Below are 20,635 nucleotides of genomic sequence, written 5' to 3'. Positions count from 1 at the left end.
GTAGCAATTGTGTGCCTAATTGATTTTCCGTTTCGGGTTCAGAATCCCCATCGGATCAAGCAACGACTTGATTTGGTGTTGAACCATGTCAACATCATCGCCGAGTTCTTCGTTGACCCACTGGTTCTTCAACATACCAACCGCGTGTTCACCAGAAATCGTCCCACCGAGTGCCAAGGCTTTGCGAAACATCAATTGCAGTGCCTTGATAACATTCTCCGGCACCTCCGTTTGCTCCTTAGGCCAAACGATACTTGGGTGAACGTTACCATCACCAGCATGGCCGGCGGTAAAGATTTGCACGTGAAGTTGATCGGCTACTTCGCTGACGTAATCCATCATTGGTGCCAACTTAGACATTGGCACGGCCATATCTTCCATAACGTGATTGTGTCCGGCAAAGACCGCTGGTAACATGTCTTGTCGCAACTTTTCGATGGCCTTCATCTCGGCATCGTCGGAAGTCACGTGAATGTGTTGTGCGCCATGATCGTTCAACACTTTTTCAGTAACCTTTAACGCTTCATCACCACCGACGTCCAAACGAAGGATCAGCATCGCACCACTATTGTCAGCGTAATGCGTACCCTCATACTTATCCAAAGCCGCAACAGTATTAGCATCCAAAGCTTCCAACATTGCCGGATAGACACCAGATGCCCGCACTTCCGTTACTGCCTCTGACAGTTTGGTCATGTTATCGAAGAAAGCCAACCCCATCACCGCGTGACCAAGCGGAATTGGGAATAACTTCACTGTGATTTCAGTAATGATCCCTAGCGTGCCTTCCGAACCAACGAATAGGTGCGTCAGGTCATAGCCAAACGCCTGTTTAAACGTCCGCCCGCCTAACTTGAGTTCACGGCCGTCAGCTAAGACAACCTTCAAACCCAAAACAGAATCACGAGTGGCACCATATTTAACAGTGCTCATCCCACCGGCGTTGGTTGAAGCATTACCACCAATTGCAGAAATCGGCCGTGAACCAGGGTCGGGTGCATAAAACATACCAACTTTATTGGCTTCATCGTTCAACGTTTGGTTGATCACGCCTGGTTGGACAACTGCCACTGAATCCTCACGGCTGATGTCCAAAATTTTATTCATGCGAATCGTTGATAACATGATGGCACCGACCTCTGCATCAGAGCCGGAAACCGTGCTCGTCGCCGTCGTTTGCGGAACGACTGGAATATGAAAGCGGCGGGCTACGCTCAAAACATCCTTCACATCATCCGTATCGCCCACCTCAACGTAGGCTAACAAGTCACCATCTGCATCACCAATGCCATTAGGATCGTTCTTGTGTTTGGCCAAACTATCTGCGTCCGTGTACACGTCAGCGTGTGGCGTTGCTTGCTTTAAAGCATCTAAGATTTCATCTTGTGAATATGCACTGAATACTGCCATCTAAGTCGCTTCCTTACAAATTGTTAGTTACTTACACGATTACCATAAATTTCTTCATCTCAAATGGCAAACATTTGTGTTTATCGATTTGTGAACAGCATAAACGTGTACAATCAAACTAAACTATTCTTATCGAGGAGCAGTTATGGATAAGCTTAAAGTGCGACTTGATGCATTCAGTGATGCCATCATCGCCATTATTATCACCATCATGGTACTTGATTTGCACGGCGTCGTAACAGATTCGCCGTCCGCCTATTTATCATTAGCAAAGGAAATTGGCATCTACTTTATCAGTTTCTTCTACGTCGCTAACATGTGGTACTCGCACGCCACGGCGTTTGACGAAATTAATTCGATGACCTATCGCATTCTGATTATGGACTTTGTGTTTCTCGCGGCATTGTCATTGATGCCACTGTTCACCAGCATGATGGCCACTAATACGACCCGAGTAACCGTGATGGCTTACGGCCTCTTATCCGCAGTTGTCAGCGTCCTTTTCCGTTTTCTCACCCAGTCGATCATTCATTTTGAATACACCAACAAGTCGGACATGGCGCAGGTCTACATCAAAATATTCGGCTTTAATAACCGGATCCAAATGGCCATCAGCATTGCGGCCATCATCCTCGCCTACTTCAAACCCACATGGGCCATCATTTTCTTCCTCGCCTACCCAATCTGGAATTTTCTGAGCAGTAGCAGTGATCGTCAGGAAATGTACGACGTTGAGCAATTAACGCCGGATCAGCGCAAAGACTTCCTTGATTTCTCCACGGCTGACCGCAAAGCCTTCCGAGAACAGCAAGAAAAAATCACAGCCATGCTAAAAGCAAACGCAGAGAATCCCGTAGCAGTCGACAACGCTGACGTAGCTTTGCAAACACCGGTCGACGATGCTGACGCTGATAGCCTAATCGACCAGCCTGTTTCAACACAAGCGCCCGTCCGAACACCTGCCGCAACGTCTGCACAGGCCAAGGCAACCAATGTTAAACCGTCGCCTTCACCCCGTGCACCGAAAACACCGCGTTCAAATTCCCGTCGTCGCAACTACTGGCAACAGTGGCTAGACCAAAGCGATGATCCCCAATTGCAGGACCAACTTCGGCAAGGCGGTCGGTTAACCCAAATTCAAAAACAACAATGGGAATCTTGGTTTAAAGAACAGCGTCAAAAGGATCCACGTTTGCAGCGTCAAACACAGCAAGCACGCAAGCAGGCTCAAAAACAAGCTCAACGACAGGCTCGTAAGCAGAAATAGAGGTATTCTGGGCGACCGCGTTACTAGCCAGTTATAAAACCAAGTACTTGTCATAGACGATTTCAAACAAAACAAACAGCCTTTATGAGGACCAACATTCCCCATAAAGTCTGTTTCGTTATCTACATGCTTATCTAGTTTCTAACAATCAGCCTTGATTCAGTCCCCAGTTAGTTACTTCAACCCAGCTAGTGTTCGTTGTAACCAATCAACATTGTTTTCTTCTCGTTCAATGGCGCGGGTCAAAATCAAAAAGTGACCATATTGTTGATCAATCTGAGCATCCTTGGAAAAAAGTTGTTGTTGTCGTTGTCGCAAATGGCTCAATTTTTTCGTGTGCAGTTCTACCTGCGTCCGCAATATTTTCGCCAATGTTGGACTGTGACGATCATGAATAAAGTAGAGCTTCAATGAACTCAACGCATCATTTTCGGCTGTAATTGGTTCGTGCAACCAATCCAACAGGTGGTCGTGACCATCTGCTGTAATCTCGTAGCGAATAACCTTGGCATCCTCATCCACGTACTCAGTGGCGATTTTGATCCAGCCATCAGTCAACATCCGTTTTAATTCTGGGTAAATTTGACTATGCGAGGCCTGCCAGAATTCGCCAATTTCTGTTTGAAATTCATTTTCGATGTCACGGCCAGACATATTGGGATGATTATCTAATAACCCCAAAATAACGTTTGGCAAAATTCTTGGTTTCGGCATAACGCACACTCACAATCTATCGTTTGTTTGAAACTATTATAAACTACTTGCGAATGCGCTGGTAGTTGTCGTCAAAGTAGCGACCTTCGCGAATATCATCAGTCATCCCATCGTATGGTGCTTCATTGATAACAGATTCGTTGTTTTGACCTGCTTCGCCTACATATGTGATGGACGCAAATTCTGGCACCACTAACTTAGGATACGTTTCGTACTTTTCACGTGATTCTTCCATCAAATCAATGTGCTCATTTTGGAAGGTCACCGTGATTTCTGGATGTTCCTCAACCCACTTAGGGAAGAAAATCGTCCCGTGCATTTTATTATCATTTGGCATAAAGTCCAACGCCACATCAGTCCCGGTTGGCTCCGTCCAGGTGACTTTGTAAACGCCTGGCACTAACATCACGATGTCAGCCTGCTGATCCTTTACCCAACGGCCTGCAACCATTCCGCCATGAATCCGATAATCAACGGTGTGGTCGTTTTTAGCGTACCATTCGTACTCCCAGCCATTGTCGTACGTGTAAATAAAGTGAGTGCCCAAGAAATCATCTAGTGTTACAAACTTTTTTGTCATAATTAATTGCCTCTTTTTTATTATTGTCGGTAACGACATTGATCATATTATGTCGTTATCGACACAAAGTCAACAAAAAACTCACTAATCATAAAATTAGTGAGTTTCTATGGCTATTCTGTGACCACTGCGTCTGAACGTTTGCGCCAATCCAGCCGCTTTAATCCTTCTAGGATCGCGGTTGGCACAAGTGCAGCGACAAGACTGATCAGCCATTGTACGGGTGTTAAGCTCGTCAATCCAAACGCCCCTTGCAACGCTGGAATAAGTGCAATCAAAATGATGATTGCGGCTGCAATGCCCAATGCGAGGTTGAGTGAGTGGTTCGCTCTAATTGATGCCCATGTCATCGGTTCACGCCGTTTGATTGGGTAAATATCAATCATTGACCCCAGTGCCAAGACAAGAAACAACATTGTGGAACCAACGACGGCTTTGTTATCTGTTAAGCCAAAGCGGCCCAATGCGTAAATGCCTAGCGTAAGTACCGTGTAGATACCGGCCCGCCACGCCATTCGTTTGCCAAGGCCGTTCGCGAAAATACTCTGCTCATTTGGAATCGGTGGGCGCTTCATCGCTGATCTTTCACCTGGTTCGCGGGCCAGGTAGAAACCAGGAATCCCGTCGGCCAGCACGTTAATGAGTAGCAATTGTTCTGCAATCAGCGGCGCACCCCAACCCATTAACACGCTACCGATCATTAAGAAGATTTGGGCGAAGTTAACGCCGACCAAAAATTCGACAGCCTTAAGGATGTTTTGGTAAATCGTCCGTCCAGAATCAACGGCGTCAATAATCGTAGCAAAGTTATCATCAGTCAGGATGACATCGGCGGCGCCTTTCGCTACTTCGGTTCCTGTGATACCCATTGCCACACCAACATCTGCAGCCTTTAATGCGGGCGCATCGTTGACCCCATCACCGGTCATTGCCACGATTTTGCCATGACTCTGCCAAGCGTTAACAATCCGAATTTTGTCTTCAGGTGACACCCGGGCAAACACGCTGACCTGTTCAACCTTGTCAGCTAGTTCTTCATCACTCCAAGCATTCAACTCACGGCCAGAAACGGCTAGGTCACCATCGCGGTAAATCCCAATTTGCTCGGCAATCGCTCTGGCAGTCTCCTTGTGGTCACCCGTGATCATCACTGGCTTGATGCCTGCCTCACGTGCTTGTTGAACGGCTGGTGCGGCTTCAGGTCGTGGTGGGTCAATCAGACCAATAATCCCTGCAAAGGTTAGGTCTCCTTCTAACTTCTCCCAGTCACGCCCTGGATCACTGTCAAAGACACGGTATCCAACGGCCAGCACCCGCAGTGCGTCATGTGCAAACGCATCATGTACGTCGTCCAAACGTTGGCGTTCTGTTTGGGAAAGTTTAACCGGTAAACGATCTACAGCCCCTTTGACAATCAGTAGAAACTTACCTTCCGCCAGTTCATGGAGCGTTGCCATAGACTTCACATCCGATGAAAACGGCCGTTCTGCCACACGTGGCGCTTCTTGTTCAAATTTATTTCTCGACAAACCGTGTTGTTGCATTAATCGAACGATAGCCAGTTCGGTCGCATCGCCAGTGGTCTGTTCGCCATCATCCGTGGTGACGATAGTGGCATTCGTAGCCAGACCAAAATAACGTAATAGTCGAGTTGCAGAGACATCGAGTTCACCATTTCTGCTAATGTCGGCCGGTTGCTCACCAGGCACCCACAGTCGCGTAATTGTCATCTGATTCTGGGTTAAGGTCCCCGTCTTATCTGAAGCAATCACATCAATGCTCCCGATTGTTTCAACGGCACTGATTTGACGGATAATCGCATGTCGTTTGGCCATTTTCTGGACACCGACCGCCAAACTGATGGTCACAATCACTGGCAACGTTTCCGGAACTGCCGCTACAGCTAGTGAGACACCCATCATCAAATTGTCAGCAACGCTGCCCAGCTGCTGTGTCATGCTGAGCATAAAGATCAGCACCCCACCAGCAATGGCAACACCAGTTAGGGTTAGCGCTAAACGTGACAACCGTTTTTGCAACAACGTCTGCTTTAGTTTGGTCTTATTCAATAAACCAGCAATTTCACCGAGCTCCGTCGCCATCCCAATGGCCGTGACAATCATCGTCCCTGATCCGCGAGTAACCGACGTCCCGGCAAATACCCGGTTAACTTGATCACCGATTGATTCGACATCCTTACCGTTACCGGTCAGTGACTTTTCAACCGCTTCGCTTTCACCCGTTAAAATGGCCTCATCCACAGCTAGTGCGGTTACACTTTCCAGCAAACCGTCAGCTGGTACCCGGTCACCGGCGTTGAGAAGCACCACGTCGCCAACGACAATGTCAGCTGCCGCAATCTCCTGGACGGTACCATCGCGACGCACCTTAGCAGTCGGCACACTCATTTGTTTCAATGCTGCCAACGCCTTTTCTGCGCTTTGCTCTTGATATAGCCCAATCGCAACGTTTAAGATGACGATCGCTCCGATAACGATCGGCTTAGTCCAACCGCCATCGAGCGCAATTGCCATATAGGTGGATATCCCAACGGCAACCAGCAAAATAATGGCTGTAATTTCCGTTAACTGTTGAAGTAGCTTCCGCCAAATACTCGGTGGTTTTTGTTCCTGCAATTCATTCTTACCGTCAAGTGCTTGACGGTCCTTAACTTCTTTGGCGCTTAATCCCTGATGGATAAAGTCACGCCGTTCTTCTTTAGCGTGTGCAATCTGGTTCATCGCCTCAGTCCTTTCTCAGTCTAACTTCGGTGGAATCGATCGCTACATAACCGCTGTCATGCACGACTCGTTGCAATAATTTTAACAAACGCCTATGAACCCTCGCAAAGTTAACGCCTATGAAAGCCATAAAAAAATTGCGACTCGTTGATTGCCGTTTGGCGGTTCCCACCACTACAACGGTATCAAACTGAGTCACAATCATGTCTCACATTAATTTATAAACTAAAACTCAATGATAATCAGGATTCTTTCACGACAACCCGGCTGATTAGCGTCAACACCAGTATGATAGCGCCGGCACCGAACACCATCCACCAACGCTGAGAATCGAAAAACAGTCCAACGATGACGAGACCAAAAAAGACCAACGTTATCCAATCACTGATAGGAAACAGCGGCATCGCAAATAATTGACTTGGCTGCTTCGTTTGTCGGCGATAACGTAGATGGCACACAATCAGTGCCATCCATACAACGATAAAGTTAATCGTCGACATACTGGCCACTAACGTAAAGACGGTTCCTGGCAGTAAGTAGTTTAACAGTACGGTCAGCAATAGAATGAAGGCAGAAACGAGCATCGCTGGTCTAGGTACGTTAAACCGGTTAACCTTTTTGAGTCGTTTCGGTGCACCACCCATATTGGCCAGGACAAATAACGTCCGACTCGTACTAAACAGGGCGCTGTTGGCCGCAGATAGAGCCGCAGTCAATACCACAAAGTTAATCACACCAGCGGCCGCTTTAATTCCTAGGCCGTTAAATACTTGTACAAATGGACTGCTGTGAACTGGCAACTGTTGCCATGGATAGATGATCATCATCGCAAACAACGCGCCAACGTAAAACAGAATCATCCGAATCGGCAGGCTGTTGATAGCACGCGGCAATTCTGTCTGTGGATTGGCTGTTTCGCCTGCAGTCAGCCCCAGCATTTCAATCCCAGTAAAGGCAAAAATGACCAGTGTAAATGAAGTCAAGAAGCCCGACCAGCCAGTGGCGAAGAAACCACCATGCTGCCACAATCGCGCTAAATTAGCCGTGTGCCCATTAACGTTTACTTGTGTTGCTAGCAAAATGACCCCAACGGCAATTAATGCCACAATGGTGACCACCTTAATCATCGCAAACCAGTATTCTAGCTCACCAAACGCACCGACGGACATCAGGTTGATCAAAACGAGAAGGCCAATAATTATCAGTGGCGGTAGCCACTGGGGCAAGCCCGGCCACCAGTACTTTAAGTAAATACCAGTTGCCGTTAAATCGGCCATGGCCAGACTCAGCCAACACAACCAGTAAATCCAGCCAATGACAAAACCTGCGCGTTTGCCCAAATACGTTTGAATAAAGTCTAAAAAAGAGGTTTTCTTGAAATCAGACAGCAATAACTCACCCAGAGCACGCATCATTAAATAACAAAAGAAGCCACCTATGGCATAGGCTAAAATGATGGCCGGTCCAGCTTGGTGAATCGCGCTACCAGAGCCCAAGAATAGGCCAGTACCAATCGTGCCGCCCAACGCAATCATTTGAATGTGACGATGTGTTAGCTTACGAGCAAGTTGTTTGGGCGGTGTTTGTGCCATGAGGTTTCCTTTCTTATCCGTTCATTTTTTTGTAAAAAGAGATGCAATTTACTCTACGCTAACTCGTTTTCAGACGCAACCTATCAAAAAGCACTGACCGTAATTGTCACTTGGTACACCAATTACAGTCAGTACTTTCAGTTAAGCTCGGAGATTACTTTTTAAACCGTTTTTTAAACATGTAGAATCCTGTAAACGTTACTAGCAATGCGAGAACGCCAATAGTAACTAGCGCTTCTGTACGTTGACCCACGAATGGTAAACCACCTGAATCCTTTTTAGCTGATGATTTAGTTGCTGGTTCGCCGGGATCAATCTGTGCCATTGCCGGTTGATTACCCGCTAGTGCTTGACCTGAATCATTTGTGGCAGTCGCTTCTTCAACAGAAGACGTTGCCTGTTCAGTACTTGATTCTTCACTCACCAGCCCCGATTGTTGAACTTCACCCAGCACATCGGTTACTGGATAGTTTTGTGATTGACCGTTAGTTAACTGGTTATCAGTGTTTGTGTTACCGGTCGTTGCTTGTTGCTGATTATTTGAATTTTCTTTTCCAGTGTCAGCATTCTGATTACCTGCTGACGATGAAGAATTTGAAGTTGTTGTCCCTGATCCATTGCCAGCTACACTCGAACTATCAGAGTTACTGGCATTGCCGTTTCCACCGCCAATGTTAGAACCGTTGTTGACGTCGTTACCGTTTGATTCAGCATCAGAACTATCCGTGTTAGAACTACTGTTGCCTGATTCCGAACTACCGGAACTGGATTCATCTCCTGGATTTGACGGTTCTGTCGGATCGGATGGTTCCGGTGTCGGTTCCGGATCTGGCTTAGGATCTGGTACGGGTGATGGCTCTGGATCTGTTGGATCTGGATCAGGGTCCGGTTCACCCGGTGTTGGATCTGTTGGATTAGCCCGATAAAGATAAGTTACCGTGCCACCGCCTTCTGGAATGTCTCCATTAGCGGCTAGACCAGCGGCATCTATCCTAACAAAGCTATATCCGTCAAAGCCCCGTTGGACTGTTTGATACGGTTTACCCACTTCTTGACCCTCTGGATATGTTGCTACGGCACTGCCGAGCAACTCGCCATCTTCCGTTTTATATTCAACCTTCACATTTGGCAAGTTGTCATCAGCGTCGCCATAAACGAACGTTACCTGTTTGTCCGCTTCTTCTAACGTACCCGTCGCAGGGTCACTGTCCTCCGTCGTAAACAGGTAGGTCAGTGGCCGAAAATCACGTGGACTGGTTTCATACCGTTCACCAACTGCCTGACCATTTGGATAATCTGCTTCGTGACTATCCAGTTTCTCGCCATCAACCGTCTGATGAGTCACGTGAACCCGCCCACATTTTGCTGGGTCATCTTCTTTCGAATAAACATACGTCACTGTGCCACCCTCAACGGTCAAGTAACCACTTTCCGGCAGGCCATCGCTGGACACCTCTTTGAAACTGTATCCCTCAAACGTATACTTAGTCGTTTGGTAACGCCCACCAACAACCTGTTCATCTAAATACTTGGCCTCTTCGGAATCCTTTAACTCCTTAGGTTCAGCATCATCGGTGACATAACGAACCATCACTTTACCAGCAGGTTCGGGATCGGGATCAGGCGTTTCGGTGGCTTTGTAGATGTAGTAAACATCTCCGTCATTGGCTGTCAATGTACCAGTAGCCGCTAAGCCTTTTTCCTCATCGACTTTCACGAATTCGTACCCATCAAAATCACGTTTCTCGGTCGTGTACTGTTTACCGACATGTTGACCATCCGGGTAACCGGCCATTGCACTACCTAATGACTGACCATCTTCCGTTTGATAATGAACGGTAACTTTGCCGGCAGGTTCTGGCTCAGGATCCACTGCCTTGTAGATGTAGTAAACGTCACCATCGTCGGCTGTTAATGTACCAGTAGCCGCCAAACCCTTTTCTTCATCCACTTTCACGAATTCGTACTCATCAAACTCTTTTTGCTTCGTTGTGTACTGCTTTCCGACATGTTGACCGTCTGGATAATGGGCATCCGCACTACCTAACGTCTTGCCTTCTTCTGTTTGGTAGTGTACCTTCACTTCTCCAGCGGGTTCGGGATCTGGCTCTACTGCCTTGTAAACGTAGTAAACGTCACCACCGTCAGCGGTCAATGTACCAGTTGCTGCTAGGCCCTTTTCTTCGTCCACTTTCACGAATTCATAGCCATCAAACTCTTTTTGCTTCGTTGTGTATTGTTTGCCGACATGTTGACCGTCTGGATAATGGGCATCCGCACTACCTAACAATTTACCATCTTCAGTTTGGTAGTGAACCTTCACTTCTCCAGCAGGCTCTGGTTCTGGCTCATAGTAATAGGTCACAGCGCCACCTTTGTTGTCCAGAATTCCTGTAGGCTTCAATCCATTTTCGTCGATGCCAACATACTTGAAACCAGGAAACTCACCAATTTCCGATGTATATCGTTGACCGACAAACAAGCCATCTGGAAATGTCGCCAATCCTTCTTTCAATAAATTGCCTGTGCTCTTATCAACGTGGTTAACCGTGACTGGCATCGCGGGTTCTGGCGCATTCTTATCGCGATAAATATAAGTCACGATACCCTCGTCTTTCTCCAAGAAACCTGTTGGCGCCCAGCCGCTTTCATCTACTTTAACGAAGACATACCCGTCAAATGTGCCCTGCTGCGTAAAATATTGATTACCAACAATTGGTGGCAAAGGCTTACCACTCGAATCCTCTCCGTACGTGGCATTTTCAGTTTTCAGAATTTTGCCATCTTCCGTTTTGTGAATCACTTTAACACCAGCCGAGTCCGACTGAGTCGATTCATAAACGTAAATGACCGTGCCACCAGTACCGCTGTACGTTCCGCTAGCGGGCAAACTGTCTTTACCCATTTCTTTAAATTTGTAACCAGCAATGTCTTTTTGTTCTGTTTGGTACTCTTGTCCATCTGGCCCTGACATGCTTTCAGGATCGGCGATGTCATGATAACCATCCTTATCTTCACGAACATATCGTACGTTAATACCAGACCAAGACTCATACTTAAAATTATCAAATTTATACTGGTGTTTGTTTTTCGAACCCCCAGTGGAAGCGCTGACGGCCATCGCCATCTGTTGATACTGCTCGCCCTTAGGAATCGTGTATGTCCAATACTTTGCGCCTTCAGCAGCATCATACTGAACCGTTAACAAACGTGTTTTTCCATCATAAGAAATTTTGAAAGGTCTAAATTTACCATCGATATTCTTTGAACCATCAAACTTCTGCACCGTATCTGTGTCAATCGTGGCCCAGCCCTTTTCACCATCCGTTGTAACAAACGCCCCATATGGATTGACGTTTGGATCGGCTTCCCACCCTAACTGATAATTGGGGTATTTTCCATTGGGATCTGGGGCTGAATAGCTATTATGGAAAGTATCTAGCTGAAAACCAATGGCATTTTGCAATCCACCGATTCCCATGTTGGCGCCACGATATCCCACCGCATTCGTATCGCCAGGGTGGAAGGCAAACCCAATACCGTCAGCTCCTGTAGTCTTTGGATCACTACCGAGGTTAACCGAACCAGTCAGTTCAAAGCTCTTATCAAGATCGATCCGATCTTTTAACGTAAAATTACCAGCCTGTTCAAGTTCGTTTTCAGTAAGGGTTACAATTCCCGTATCACTTGCCTCATCATACTTATATTTCGCTGACCCATTCAGATTAAATCGCTCCAAGAAGTCCTTTGCAGAAACATTGATTGTCCCTTCGTTACGCTCAGTTTGTTGCTTTGTCTTCGTTTCCGCCTTTGCGGACGCTGGTGGGCTCCATGCTAGTCCACCAAGTGTTCCAAACATAATCAGTGTGGCAGAAAAACCATGAGCCATCTTGGCCACCCATTTTGAATGCGTACCAATTTCCATCATCATTTCGTCGCCTCCATCTATTGCTTTTGCTACAGTTCTTATCGTAATCATAAGAATAATTAGTTTTACCAACAATTGATGTGACTCGTGAAAAATGCTGATATTGCAACATTTTGAGATACTCCCACAATTAAGTTTTGAACAATACACCCCGTCAATCATTACTCACATATGGATTAAGTGCCTCAAGCTGTTCAAATAATTAACAATTAATTTTTTTGCATTTTAGTTCACGTTTTATCATTGAATTTTAATCTTATGCGGTTGTGCTAAACTATTCCTTATACGAAATCGGAAAGAAGTTTATTATACCCCTAGATAAAGACGGTGTTCCCCAGATTTACCAGCTTCGCCGGCTTGCCGTAGCTCTCACAATGGTCGGTGGTTTTATCGATGCTTATACATTTGAACAGCGCGGTGGCTCATTGGCGGCCATGCAGACTGGTAACATCATTTTTCTGAGTGTCGACGTTGCCAAACGAAATCTGCCTAGCTTCATGACAAAGGTAGCAGCCATCCTCTTTTTCTCACTGGGCGTACTGGCTGTCAGTTTATTTAAGCATCGCCACAACACACACTATTGGCGCATCCCCACCCTCTTACTCGAAATGATGGTTTGTATCATCATTGGGTTCGAACCACGGAGCGTGTCTAACATTTTTGCGGTACCACCGTTAGCAATGGTCATGGCCATGCAAACGACGGCCTTTAATGCCATTGAAGGTCACGGCTACAACAGCGTTTATTCCACCGGTAACCTTAAGATGACCATGATTGCGATCGGTGAGTTTCATTTTCATCATAACCGTAGCCAACTGATAAGCGCGCTGCTTTACCTAGAGTTGGTGGTTGCGTTTGCGGCAGGTGCCATCATCTCTGCACTCTTGCAACTTTCCTTCAACGTTCACGCGATTTGGTTTGCTGCGGTTGGCATCCTATTGATCATCGTTGGCTACTCCGTTGCACTTCATCAAAAGAACATTCATTTCAGTGATTAATTGCTTGCCATAAAAGGTTTTATAAATTCGTTCTAGCGAGACCTTCCGGGACTGTGATATAAACGAAGTAACGTTTAATTGCACCTTAAGGAGGTCTTTTTTTGCAACAACGAACGCTCAATAGTCGCTTGATCCTTGCCATTTTCGCCACTGGTCTAATGTCATTTGCCGGTGTGGTTGTCGAGACGGCCATGAATATTACTTTTCCCGTATTGATGCGGCAATTTCACATCAGTACGGGAACCGTTCAGTGGTTAACCACTGGCTACCTGCTCATTGTTGCGACGTTTGTCCCGATTTCGTCCTTCCTCAAACGACGATTCAAAACGCGGACACTCTTTTTAACGGCCAACTTGCTGTTTATTGCTGGCCTGCTCGTCGATACGTTTGCCCCGACATTTGGCGTACTTCTTCTAGGACGCCTCATTCAGGGTGTTGCAACTGGGATTGCACTGCCGTTGATGTTTAACATCATTTTAGAGCAGGCACCAATGGACAAAATTGGGCTGCTTATGGGTATTGGTACCCTAGTCACTGCAGTTGCGCCCGCATTAGGACCGACATACGGCGGCCTGATTGTCAGCAACCTCAACTGGCGGGACATTTTTATGTTTCTCGTCCCGTTATTGCTACTCTCGCTGATTACCGGGTTACTGACCATTCAGCAAGTCAATAAAACAGAAAAGGTCCATTTTGACGTTCTCAGTTGGGGACTAGTCGCGCTAACCTTCATCAGCTTTATCCTTGGTCTCAGCAATATGGCCCACGTGACGACCCAACCGTGGCCTGTTATTTTAGGTATCGTCATTGGTTGTTTGGCCCTCGCAGCGTTCATTTGGCGTTCCAAACGCATTGACCAGCCACTGATTAAGTTGACGGTTTTTAGTCAACCCGTTTTCAGTTGGTACCTCTTGGCATTCTTCCTCGTTCAAATCAGTGCGCTGGGATTATCCTTTCTCCTGCCAAACTTCCTGCAACTCGTAAACGGTAAAAGTGCCTTAATTGCTGGATTGGTCGTCCTGCCTGGGGCTGCGCTGGGTGCGTTGTTTGCGCCCCTAGGTGGCACAATTCTCGACCATTTCGGTCCAACACGGCCGATTTTGACAGGCGCTTTCTGTCAGTTAGTCGCGTTGGGCGGCATGATGTTTGGTACAAGCTCTCTGACTCCAGGCATCATTTTAAGTTGGTATCTGCTCTATATGTTTGGCACCGGCCTAGCATTCGGCAACATCATGACAACCGGTCTGAAATCACTGTCAGACCAGCAACAAAGTGATGGTAACGCTATTTACAACACCGTTCAGCAGTTCGCCGGGGCTGTCGGAACGGCGATTGTGTCTGCGGTAGTCGCGCTGACACAGGCTGGTAGCGCCCACTCCTTTACATTCCGCACTCAGTTAGGCACGCATCGTGGTTTTATTGTGCTGGCGGTACTCTTGTTGATTAACTTCTTTGTATTGGTTCACGGTCTGCGGCTAAATCACAAAAAACTTTAGACATTCATTTGCGTTACAGTTACTCGAAGGCTCTATACTGACGGCACTTAGTTGAAATAACTGAGTTTGGGAGGTATTAACGATGCAAAATGTTTTAATTTTAGGGGCTAACGGCACGATCGGCCGCCAGATCACCGAACGTTTGCTAAACGAGACGGATGCCCACTTAACCTTGTTCTTAAGAAACGCATCACGCCTGACAGTTACTGATCCTGCTCGTGAAGCGGTTATCGAGGGCGATGCAACTGACGCCGTTGCGGTAAATCGGGCCATGGTTAATCAAGACATTGTCTTTGAAACCCTTGGCGGTGACACGGAACATGAGCAGCAGGCACAAGTCATCACTGCTGCTATGGAAAAAGCTCACGTCTCGAGATTACTATGGATTACTGGCATCGGTATCGAGAACGAACTAACCGGTGTGTTTAAAGAATGGGAAAACCAGGCCGTCGGTGACTTAATGTCCGTATCCGTTCGTGCGGCTGACGTGATCAAAAATTCAACTTTGAATTATACGTTGATCCGTTGTGCCTGGATGACCAATGACACAACCATTGACTATGACACCTCAGCCAGTGGCACTACAGTTACAAACACCATTGTTTCGCGCGCCAGCGTCAGCGATTATGTCATCAAGCTAATCACCGATCCCACCCGTGATAACCGTGCCAGCATTGCTGTCTTCCAGCCAAACACTGAGGCAGATTCACCGGCCGGCTACTGATGTTTAGACTTTTTTTGACAGTGCTTGAATAAAGAGCATCGCAATAACAGAGTGAATTTAAATAGTGGCAACGATGATAAATCGAGTTCCACATAAATATGCAAAATTCATCCTTATATCATTTAACGAGCGCACATATCCGTTCTTTATCAGCCCAAAAACTGGTTCCCCTAAAGTTAGCGCAGTCAAATTGAGACATAGTTCCGTGAATGCAATACTTAGCGGTGCAATTTGCCGCTTAGAATTGCTGGACGCTTCAAAGACGTGGGCTTCGGCTTTGAAGCGAGGCAGAAGACTACGCTTTTCAGGAGGCTGAGGCCGGTCCCATGGAACGGTCCGTCTCAATTTGACGGAGCGGCAGACGCCAGACACGAAAAAGAGCCGCTGTACAAACATAAATTGTTTGCGCAGCGACCCTTTTATTTAACTAGTTAACAAGGTTTCAACCTAACCTTGTGTTGCATTGTGAAAATGTGATGGCGCAGTATCAGGCATGTTGTTCAACTTGTCCATGTCCTCATCTTGAATCGTAAAGTCGAGTTCTTTATTCGCCTCAATGTGAGCGGCACTCGTAGCTTTAGGTAACGGTAGCAAGCCGTTTTGGATGCAGAACCGTAAAGCTAGTTGGGCGACGCTAACGCCGTACTTTTTAGCCATTGCGGCCACATCCTCGTTGTTCAGCAAACCACCAGTTGCTAATGGTGAGTAGGCTTCAACCAAAATATTATTTTTCTTAGCAAAGTCGACAATCTTTGGCTCCGTGAAACCAACGTAGTACTGAATTTGGTCGACCATCGGCGCAATTTCAGCATCCTGCATCACGTTTTGTAAGTCGTGTACATTGAAGTTTGAAACACCAATGGCCTTTACTCGACCACTCTTGTAGATTTCCTGCATGGCGCGCCAAACATCAACATTTTCTTTATCGTGGTTAGTGCCAATTTGTGACCATGGCCACGGTGCGTGAACCAGGTACAAATCTAAATAATCGATATCTAAAGCTTTAAATGTTGCATCAAAATCCGCCAATGTACCGTCGTATGTCTTCGTCTCGCCGGGCAATTTTGATGTGACAAAAATGTCCTTGCGATCGATGCCTGAATCGCGGATGGCTTGGCCAACACTCGCTTCGTTTGCGTATGCCTTCGCTGTATCAATGTGCCGATAGCCAACCTTAAGGGCGTTTGCGACAGAATTGTAGGCAACGTCACCAGCAGGAATCTGCCATGTGCCAAAGCCGATTTTAGGGATCTCAATGCCGTTACTTAACTTATAAGTATCTGTAACTGTTGCCATTTTCATACCTCCATTTAATAAAAGGCAGTTAACAACTACCGTGACTATATACTAGCGCTTTCCACCCACTCGAATGCAAGCCATAACCCATCTAAACAGACAAATTTTCTGTTCATTCGTGGCATTTTTTCATATACTGACAGTGTTAATGTTCACGGTAATGACGCACTCCAAACGAGGTAATCGCATGCTAACTGTAGCAAACTTAACAAAACGATTCGGCCCTAAACAAGGTGTTGAGGACGAAGCATTTACCATTCAACAAGGCGAAATCATGGGCCTGATCGGTCAAAACGGCGCTGGCAAAACCACCACGTTTCGGATGATTTTAAACCTTCTACAACCTGATAGTGGCACCGTTTTATGGCAGGGTCATCCCCTGACAAAAGCTGACTACAATACGGTCGGCTTCTTGCCTGAAGAACGTGGCCTCTACACCCGTATGTCTATCCAGGACCAAGTAGTCTACTTTGCTGCCCTTCGTGGGCAACAACCTGCCGTTACACGAAAAGCTCTCCCACAGTGGATGGCGCGATTTAACGTTAAGGGCAAACTGACAGATAAGATTAAGGACCTGTCTAAGGGGAATCAACAAAAGGTTCAGTTGATTGCCACATTAATTCATCAACCGAAACTCATTATCCTTGATGAACCATTTAGCGGTCTCGATCCCGTCAATGCCCAACTGCTCGAAGACAGTATCATCGAAATGAAGCAAAATGGCGCCAGCATCATCTTCTCCTCTCATGACATGGCAAACGTGGAACGCATCAGTGATCATCTACTGATGCTAAGAAACGGTGAAACCGTACTTAGCGGTACGCCAGATGAAATTCGGTCACAGTTCGGCAACACCCGCGTCCGTTTGCGCTCACCACTAGACCGAGCCGCATTAGTTGCTTTTCCTGGTGTTAATGATGTTCAGCAACGCGGCAATGCCTACGAACTAACGCTAGACAATGAAGCCGTTGGCCATGACCTATTCAAGGCAGCCACCAGCCAGGGTTACATCCCGGAATTTTCGCAAGAACCACCGTCGTTAGACGAAATCTTCAGAATCGAGGTGGCCAATCATGAATAAGTTTATGGTCGTCACCCGCCAAGTTATTCGCAAGAATATCAAGTCGCCTGCCTATCTGTTTTCACTATTCTTTCCAGTATTAATCATTGCGGCCATCGCGTTGTTTGCGTTTATCACTAATAAAACCAATCAGACGCCAACCATTGCCATCACCAGCAATAACGTGGCTTTGCGTAACGCACTGGTAGAATCACCCACACATGGCGATTACCGGGTGAATAAAGCGATTTCCTCTGAACGAGTCGCTGAGAAACGGTTGAGTCACGAAAAAATCGATGGCTACCTCAATGTCACCACGACCGGTCAAACGGTTAGCGCCGTTTATCGACAACGCACCAATGGCAATTCGCTAGACAGTGACACGCTTAAAAATAACCTGAACACATTAAAGCTACGACAGGCCGCCCAGCAGCTCGGACTGACTGCCAAACAATTACAACAACTGTTTGCCCCAGCGTCGTATAAAACACAAAACGTCGCCTATCAAAATGGAGTCGTTCGCCGCCAAAAGTCCAACCAACAAGGGGCTAACCTGGTCGTCGCGTTTGTCGTTACCTTTTTGATCTACATGTTTATCGCAATGTACACCAGCATGATTGCTCAGGAAACTGCTACTGAAAAAGGCTCTCACATTATGGAAATATTGGTCAGCAGTGTCAGTCCGGTGACACAATTCTTCGGTAAGGTGACTGGTATGCTGGCGCTGATCGTCCTGCAAGTCATCATTACCGGAATTGCTGGTTTGATTGGGATGCAATACTTCAACCACAATATCAGCTTTTTAGGTGACTTTTCCTTTAGCCAGATTCAACCGGGGATGGTGAGTGTGCTAGTAGCCTACTTTGTTCTCGGTGTCATGTTGTACACCGTCATTGCTGCCATGTTAGGTTCCATGGTCACCCGCCAAGAAGAAGTTAGCCAAGCGCTGTCACCATTAACGACGGTGGGGATGCTGGCTTACGTTGCTTCCTTCATCGCAGTGAATAGTAATAGCCTACTCATTCGAATCGGTTCTTATGTACCATTTCTCTCTCAAAGTCTGATGCCCGTTCGTTACGCAGTCGGTAACGCCGCACTTTCAGAAGTTTGGGTGAGTGTGGCAATCGCCGCCATTGCGCTGGTTCTCATGACTTGGATCGCCTGCCGCGTATACCAGCAGCACGTGTTAGATTACAGCAATCGCAGGCACTGGTACCAGTTTGGTCGCAAACGTCGTGCATAGTTATGTTACTAAAAACAGGATTTGATTGTCGTGATATACGGCAGTCAAATCCTATTTTTTAATGTTAACTTCCGCTTCCGGTTGTCAGTTTATGAAACTCTCTGCGTGGACCGACCCAAGCCATAAACCGTCTTGCGTCTCGACTTGAAGCCGCAAAACCAACGTCTTCAAGCTCGTCCGTGCTGTAAATTCGGCAAGAACCACCGAATTAACACCACTTTCGCAGTTAGTTTCAACACTGACGCCCTCCAGCTCACATTGTGATTGACTTGCACACTGACACATCATTCGACATTAGATATTTACCCGTAACCTGTGGAATATTACGAAGACCTTCAGGCTACGCTGTGCGTTATGTGAGTGAAGCGGAGTGGGGACAGAGTTTCGTGGTAGCTATACTTAGTGGCGATTTGAGTCACTTAGTATAGCTGGACGACTTCGAAGACGTGATTTTCGGCTTCGAATCGAGGTGGAAGACTGCGGTTTTTGCAGGCTAAGACCGGTCCCATGAAACGGCCGTCCCCACTCCACGGAACGTCGAGCATAACCCTTATCGAGGATTTTCACCATCTGAATAATAAACTGGTGCGGATGTCGAAATCGTTTGTTGTTGAAGCCACGTTTTGATTTGAACGCCCAGGTCATCACCCATCGGCACCGCTGCGTCAATTTGAACTTGTGAAATATGATCCACGTGAATACCAGAGGTAATCGTGCAACTACCCGGTAAAACAGCTTGGATCACCTTAGCGACCTGTTCCCCAACAACATTGTCCTTGTGAAACCGACCGTCATGACTGGGAAACTTGACTGTTTGCAACTCCGTAGTGGCCGTCAATGTTGTGACGTCACCAATATGTGGATGATCGCCACCGGTTACTACAATCAACACATCCTTGCCAATTAAACGTACATCGGCTTGGATAGTATAATTTTGCCGAGTCGTTTGAAATATCTGCCGATCACTTTGCATCATTTTGCCATCCCCTCCCAACGCTGATCAACATTATTTGCAATGTGTAATGCATCCAGTAACTTCATGGTCTGATGGTCAATCAAATCCTGAATGGTCTTGGGATGATTATAGAAAGCTGGGATTGGTGGAATCATCTGAACACCGAGGCGTGCCAGCTTTGTCATGTTTTCAAGGTGGATCGCACTCAACGGTGTTTCACGTGGAACGATGATAAGTTTGCGTTGCTCCTTCATTGTGACGTCAGCCGCCCGTGCAATCAGATTATCGCCATATCCAAAAGCGATGCCCGCAATCGTCTTCATGCTGGCCGGTACAATAACCATGCCATCATGCAAAAATGAACCGCTTGCGATGGCTGCACCTTGATCATTAATGTTATACGTATAGTCTGCTAAATGTTGCACCTCGCTGAGCGATAAATCTGTTTCCAATTCCAGATTTTTCTTAGCCCAGGTGCTCATGACAAGATGCGTTTCAACGTCTGCATACTGCTTCAACGCCTTGAGCAAGGCGATTGCGTAAATTGTTCCAGATGCGCCAGTAATCCCAATCACAATGCGTTTCATTTTTGCCTCCTTTTGTCGTTTGCAACCTCTGTTGATCGTTAGTA

At 46.8% G+C, this 20,635-nt stretch carries 15 protein-coding genes; 6 read left to right on the top strand and 9 right to left on the bottom strand.

Translation table 11 applies throughout. The features are described from left to right. Window positions 1-15: 15 nt before the first annotated feature. Window positions 16-1,410 (bottom strand): FAD-binding oxidoreductase, encoded by a 1,395-nt coding sequence (locus ABUE36_RS01035; RefSeq protein WP_421017007.1) that lies wholly within the window; start codon window positions 1,408-1,410, stop codon window positions 16-18. 145 nt (window positions 1,411-1,555) lie between these two features. Between ABUE36_RS01035 and ABUE36_RS01030 the strand changes: the two genes are divergently transcribed. Then, on the top strand, window positions 1,556-2,677 hold the full coding sequence (locus ABUE36_RS01030) for a TMEM175 family protein (RefSeq protein WP_421017006.1): 1,122 nt from the start codon (window positions 1,556-1,558) through the stop codon (window positions 2,675-2,677). Between the two features lie 174 nt (window positions 2,678-2,851). Here ABUE36_RS01030 and ABUE36_RS01025 read toward each other — a convergent pair whose 3' ends face one another. The 5 genes from ABUE36_RS01025 to ABUE36_RS01005 form a co-directional block, all read right to left on the bottom strand. Then, on the bottom strand, window positions 2,852-3,391 hold the full coding sequence (locus ABUE36_RS01025; RefSeq protein ID WP_161002499.1) for a PadR family transcriptional regulator: 540 nt from the start codon (window positions 3,389-3,391) through the stop codon (window positions 2,852-2,854). 43 nt (window positions 3,392-3,434) lie between these two features. After that, entirely contained in the window at window positions 3,435-3,971 is a 537-nt protein-coding gene (locus tag ABUE36_RS01020) for a phenolic acid decarboxylase (RefSeq protein WP_178941806.1), read from the bottom strand. A 113-nt stretch (window positions 3,972-4,084) separates the two neighbouring features. Continuing rightward, window positions 4,085-6,712 carry a cation-translocating P-type ATPase gene (locus tag ABUE36_RS01015; protein WP_161002497.1) on the bottom strand — a complete coding sequence of 876 codons (2,628 nt, stop codon included), beginning with the start codon at window positions 6,710-6,712 and terminating at the stop codon, window positions 4,085-4,087. A 242-nt stretch (window positions 6,713-6,954) separates the two neighbouring features. Beyond that, a complete protein-coding gene (locus ABUE36_RS01010) occupies window positions 6,955-8,304 on the bottom strand; it encodes an amino acid permease (RefSeq protein WP_421017005.1) in 1,350 nt (449 codons plus the stop codon). A gap of 154 nt (window positions 8,305-8,458) precedes the next feature. Further along, a complete protein-coding gene (locus tag ABUE36_RS01005) occupies window positions 8,459-12,235 on the bottom strand; it encodes a MucBP domain-containing protein (protein ID WP_178941803.1) in 3,777 nt (1,258 codons plus the stop codon). A 263-nt stretch (window positions 12,236-12,498) separates the two neighbouring features. Between ABUE36_RS01005 and ABUE36_RS01000 the strand changes: the two genes are divergently transcribed. From ABUE36_RS01000 to ABUE36_RS00990, 3 genes are all read left to right on the top strand, one after another. After that, the gene (locus ABUE36_RS01000) at window positions 12,499-13,230 is read left to right on the top strand and encodes a YoaK family protein (protein ID WP_421017004.1); all 732 of its coding nucleotides are present in this window, start codon (window positions 12,499-12,501) and stop codon (window positions 13,228-13,230) included. Between the two features lie 101 nt (window positions 13,231-13,331). Continuing rightward, window positions 13,332-14,726, top strand: coding sequence for a DHA2 family efflux MFS transporter permease subunit (locus tag ABUE36_RS00995; protein ID WP_161002493.1), 1,395 nt, complete (start codon window positions 13,332-13,334; stop codon window positions 14,724-14,726). A gap of 82 nt (window positions 14,727-14,808) precedes the next feature. Continuing rightward, a complete protein-coding gene (locus ABUE36_RS00990) occupies window positions 14,809-15,450 on the top strand; it encodes an NAD(P)H-binding protein (protein WP_161002492.1) in 642 nt (213 codons plus the stop codon). A gap of 447 nt (window positions 15,451-15,897) precedes the next feature. Here the strand turns inward: ABUE36_RS00990 and ABUE36_RS00985 are convergent, their stop codons facing one another. After that, window positions 15,898-16,746, bottom strand: a complete 849-nt coding sequence (locus ABUE36_RS00985; protein ID WP_178941801.1) for an aldo/keto reductase — start codon at window positions 16,744-16,746, stop codon at window positions 15,898-15,900. 187 nt (window positions 16,747-16,933) lie between these two features. Between ABUE36_RS00985 and ABUE36_RS00980 the strand changes: the two genes are divergently transcribed. Next, entirely contained in the window at window positions 16,934-17,827 is an 894-nt protein-coding gene (locus ABUE36_RS00980) for an ABC transporter ATP-binding protein (RefSeq protein WP_161002490.1), read from the top strand. Then, window positions 17,820-19,049 (top strand): ABC transporter permease, encoded by a 1,230-nt coding sequence (locus ABUE36_RS00975; RefSeq protein WP_178941800.1) that lies wholly within the window; start codon window positions 17,820-17,822, stop codon window positions 19,047-19,049. The genes ABUE36_RS00980 and ABUE36_RS00975 overlap by 8 nt, the downstream gene beginning before the upstream one ends. Window positions 19,050-19,599: 550 nt before the next feature. On the opposite strand, the gene ABUE36_RS00970 is transcribed toward ABUE36_RS00975, so the two are convergent. Together ABUE36_RS00970 and ABUE36_RS00965 are read right to left on the bottom strand one after the other, a co-directional pair. After that, entirely contained in the window at window positions 19,600-20,025 is a 426-nt protein-coding gene (locus ABUE36_RS00970) for an amino acid decarboxylase (RefSeq protein WP_161002488.1), read from the bottom strand. Beyond that, the gene (locus tag ABUE36_RS00965) at window positions 20,022-20,591 is read right to left on the bottom strand and encodes a UbiX family flavin prenyltransferase (protein ID WP_161002487.1); all 570 of its coding nucleotides are present in this window, start codon (window positions 20,589-20,591) and stop codon (window positions 20,022-20,024) included. Before ABUE36_RS00965 ends, ABUE36_RS00970 begins: the two co-directional genes overlap by 4 nt. Between the last annotated feature and the right edge of the window lie 44 nt (window positions 20,592-20,635).

Origin of the sequence: Furfurilactobacillus cerevisiae (assembly GCF_048961765.1) — a bacterium.
Lineage (GTDB): Bacteria > Bacillota > Bacilli > Lactobacillales > Lactobacillaceae > Furfurilactobacillus > Furfurilactobacillus milii_A.
This window is presented reverse-complemented; position numbering and strand designations above follow the sequence as displayed.

Excerpts from the sequence above, each read along its gene's own strand:
- ABUE36_RS01035 (WP_421017007.1), bottom strand. The coding sequence starts at position 1,410 with ATGGCAGTATTCAGTGCATATTCACAAGATGAAATCTTAGATGCTTTA.
- ABUE36_RS01030 (WP_421017006.1), top strand. The coding sequence starts at position 1,556 with ATGGATAAGCTTAAAGTGCGACTTGATGCATTCAGTGATGCCATCATC.
- ABUE36_RS01025 (WP_161002499.1), bottom strand. The coding sequence starts at position 3,391 with ATGCCGAAACCAAGAATTTTGCCAAACGTTATTTTGGGGTTATTAGAT.
- ABUE36_RS01020 (WP_178941806.1), bottom strand. The coding sequence starts at position 3,971 with ATGACAAAAAAGTTTGTAACACTAGATGATTTCTTGGGCACTCACTTT.
- ABUE36_RS01015 (WP_161002497.1), bottom strand. The coding sequence starts at position 6,712 with ATGAACCAGATTGCACACGCTAAAGAAGAACGGCGTGACTTTATCCAT.
- ABUE36_RS01010 (WP_421017005.1), bottom strand. The coding sequence starts at position 8,304 with ATGGCACAAACACCGCCCAAACAACTTGCTCGTAAGCTAACACATCGT.
- ABUE36_RS01005 (WP_178941803.1), bottom strand. The coding sequence starts at position 12,235 with ATGATGATGGAAATTGGTACGCATTCAAAATGGGTGGCCAAGATGGCT.
- ABUE36_RS00990 (WP_161002492.1), top strand. The coding sequence starts at position 14,809 with ATGCAAAATGTTTTAATTTTAGGGGCTAACGGCACGATCGGCCGCCAG.
- ABUE36_RS00985 (WP_178941801.1), bottom strand. The coding sequence starts at position 16,746 with ATGGCAACAGTTACAGATACTTATAAGTTAAGTAACGGCATTGAGATC.
- ABUE36_RS00980 (WP_161002490.1), top strand. The coding sequence starts at position 16,934 with ATGCTAACTGTAGCAAACTTAACAAAACGATTCGGCCCTAAACAAGGT.
- ABUE36_RS00975 (WP_178941800.1), top strand. The coding sequence starts at position 17,820 with ATGAATAAGTTTATGGTCGTCACCCGCCAAGTTATTCGCAAGAATATC.
- ABUE36_RS00970 (WP_161002488.1), bottom strand. The coding sequence starts at position 20,025 with ATGATGCAAAGTGATCGGCAGATATTTCAAACGACTCGGCAAAATTAT.
- ABUE36_RS00965 (WP_161002487.1), bottom strand. The coding sequence starts at position 20,591 with ATGAAACGCATTGTGATTGGGATTACTGGCGCATCTGGAACAATTTAC.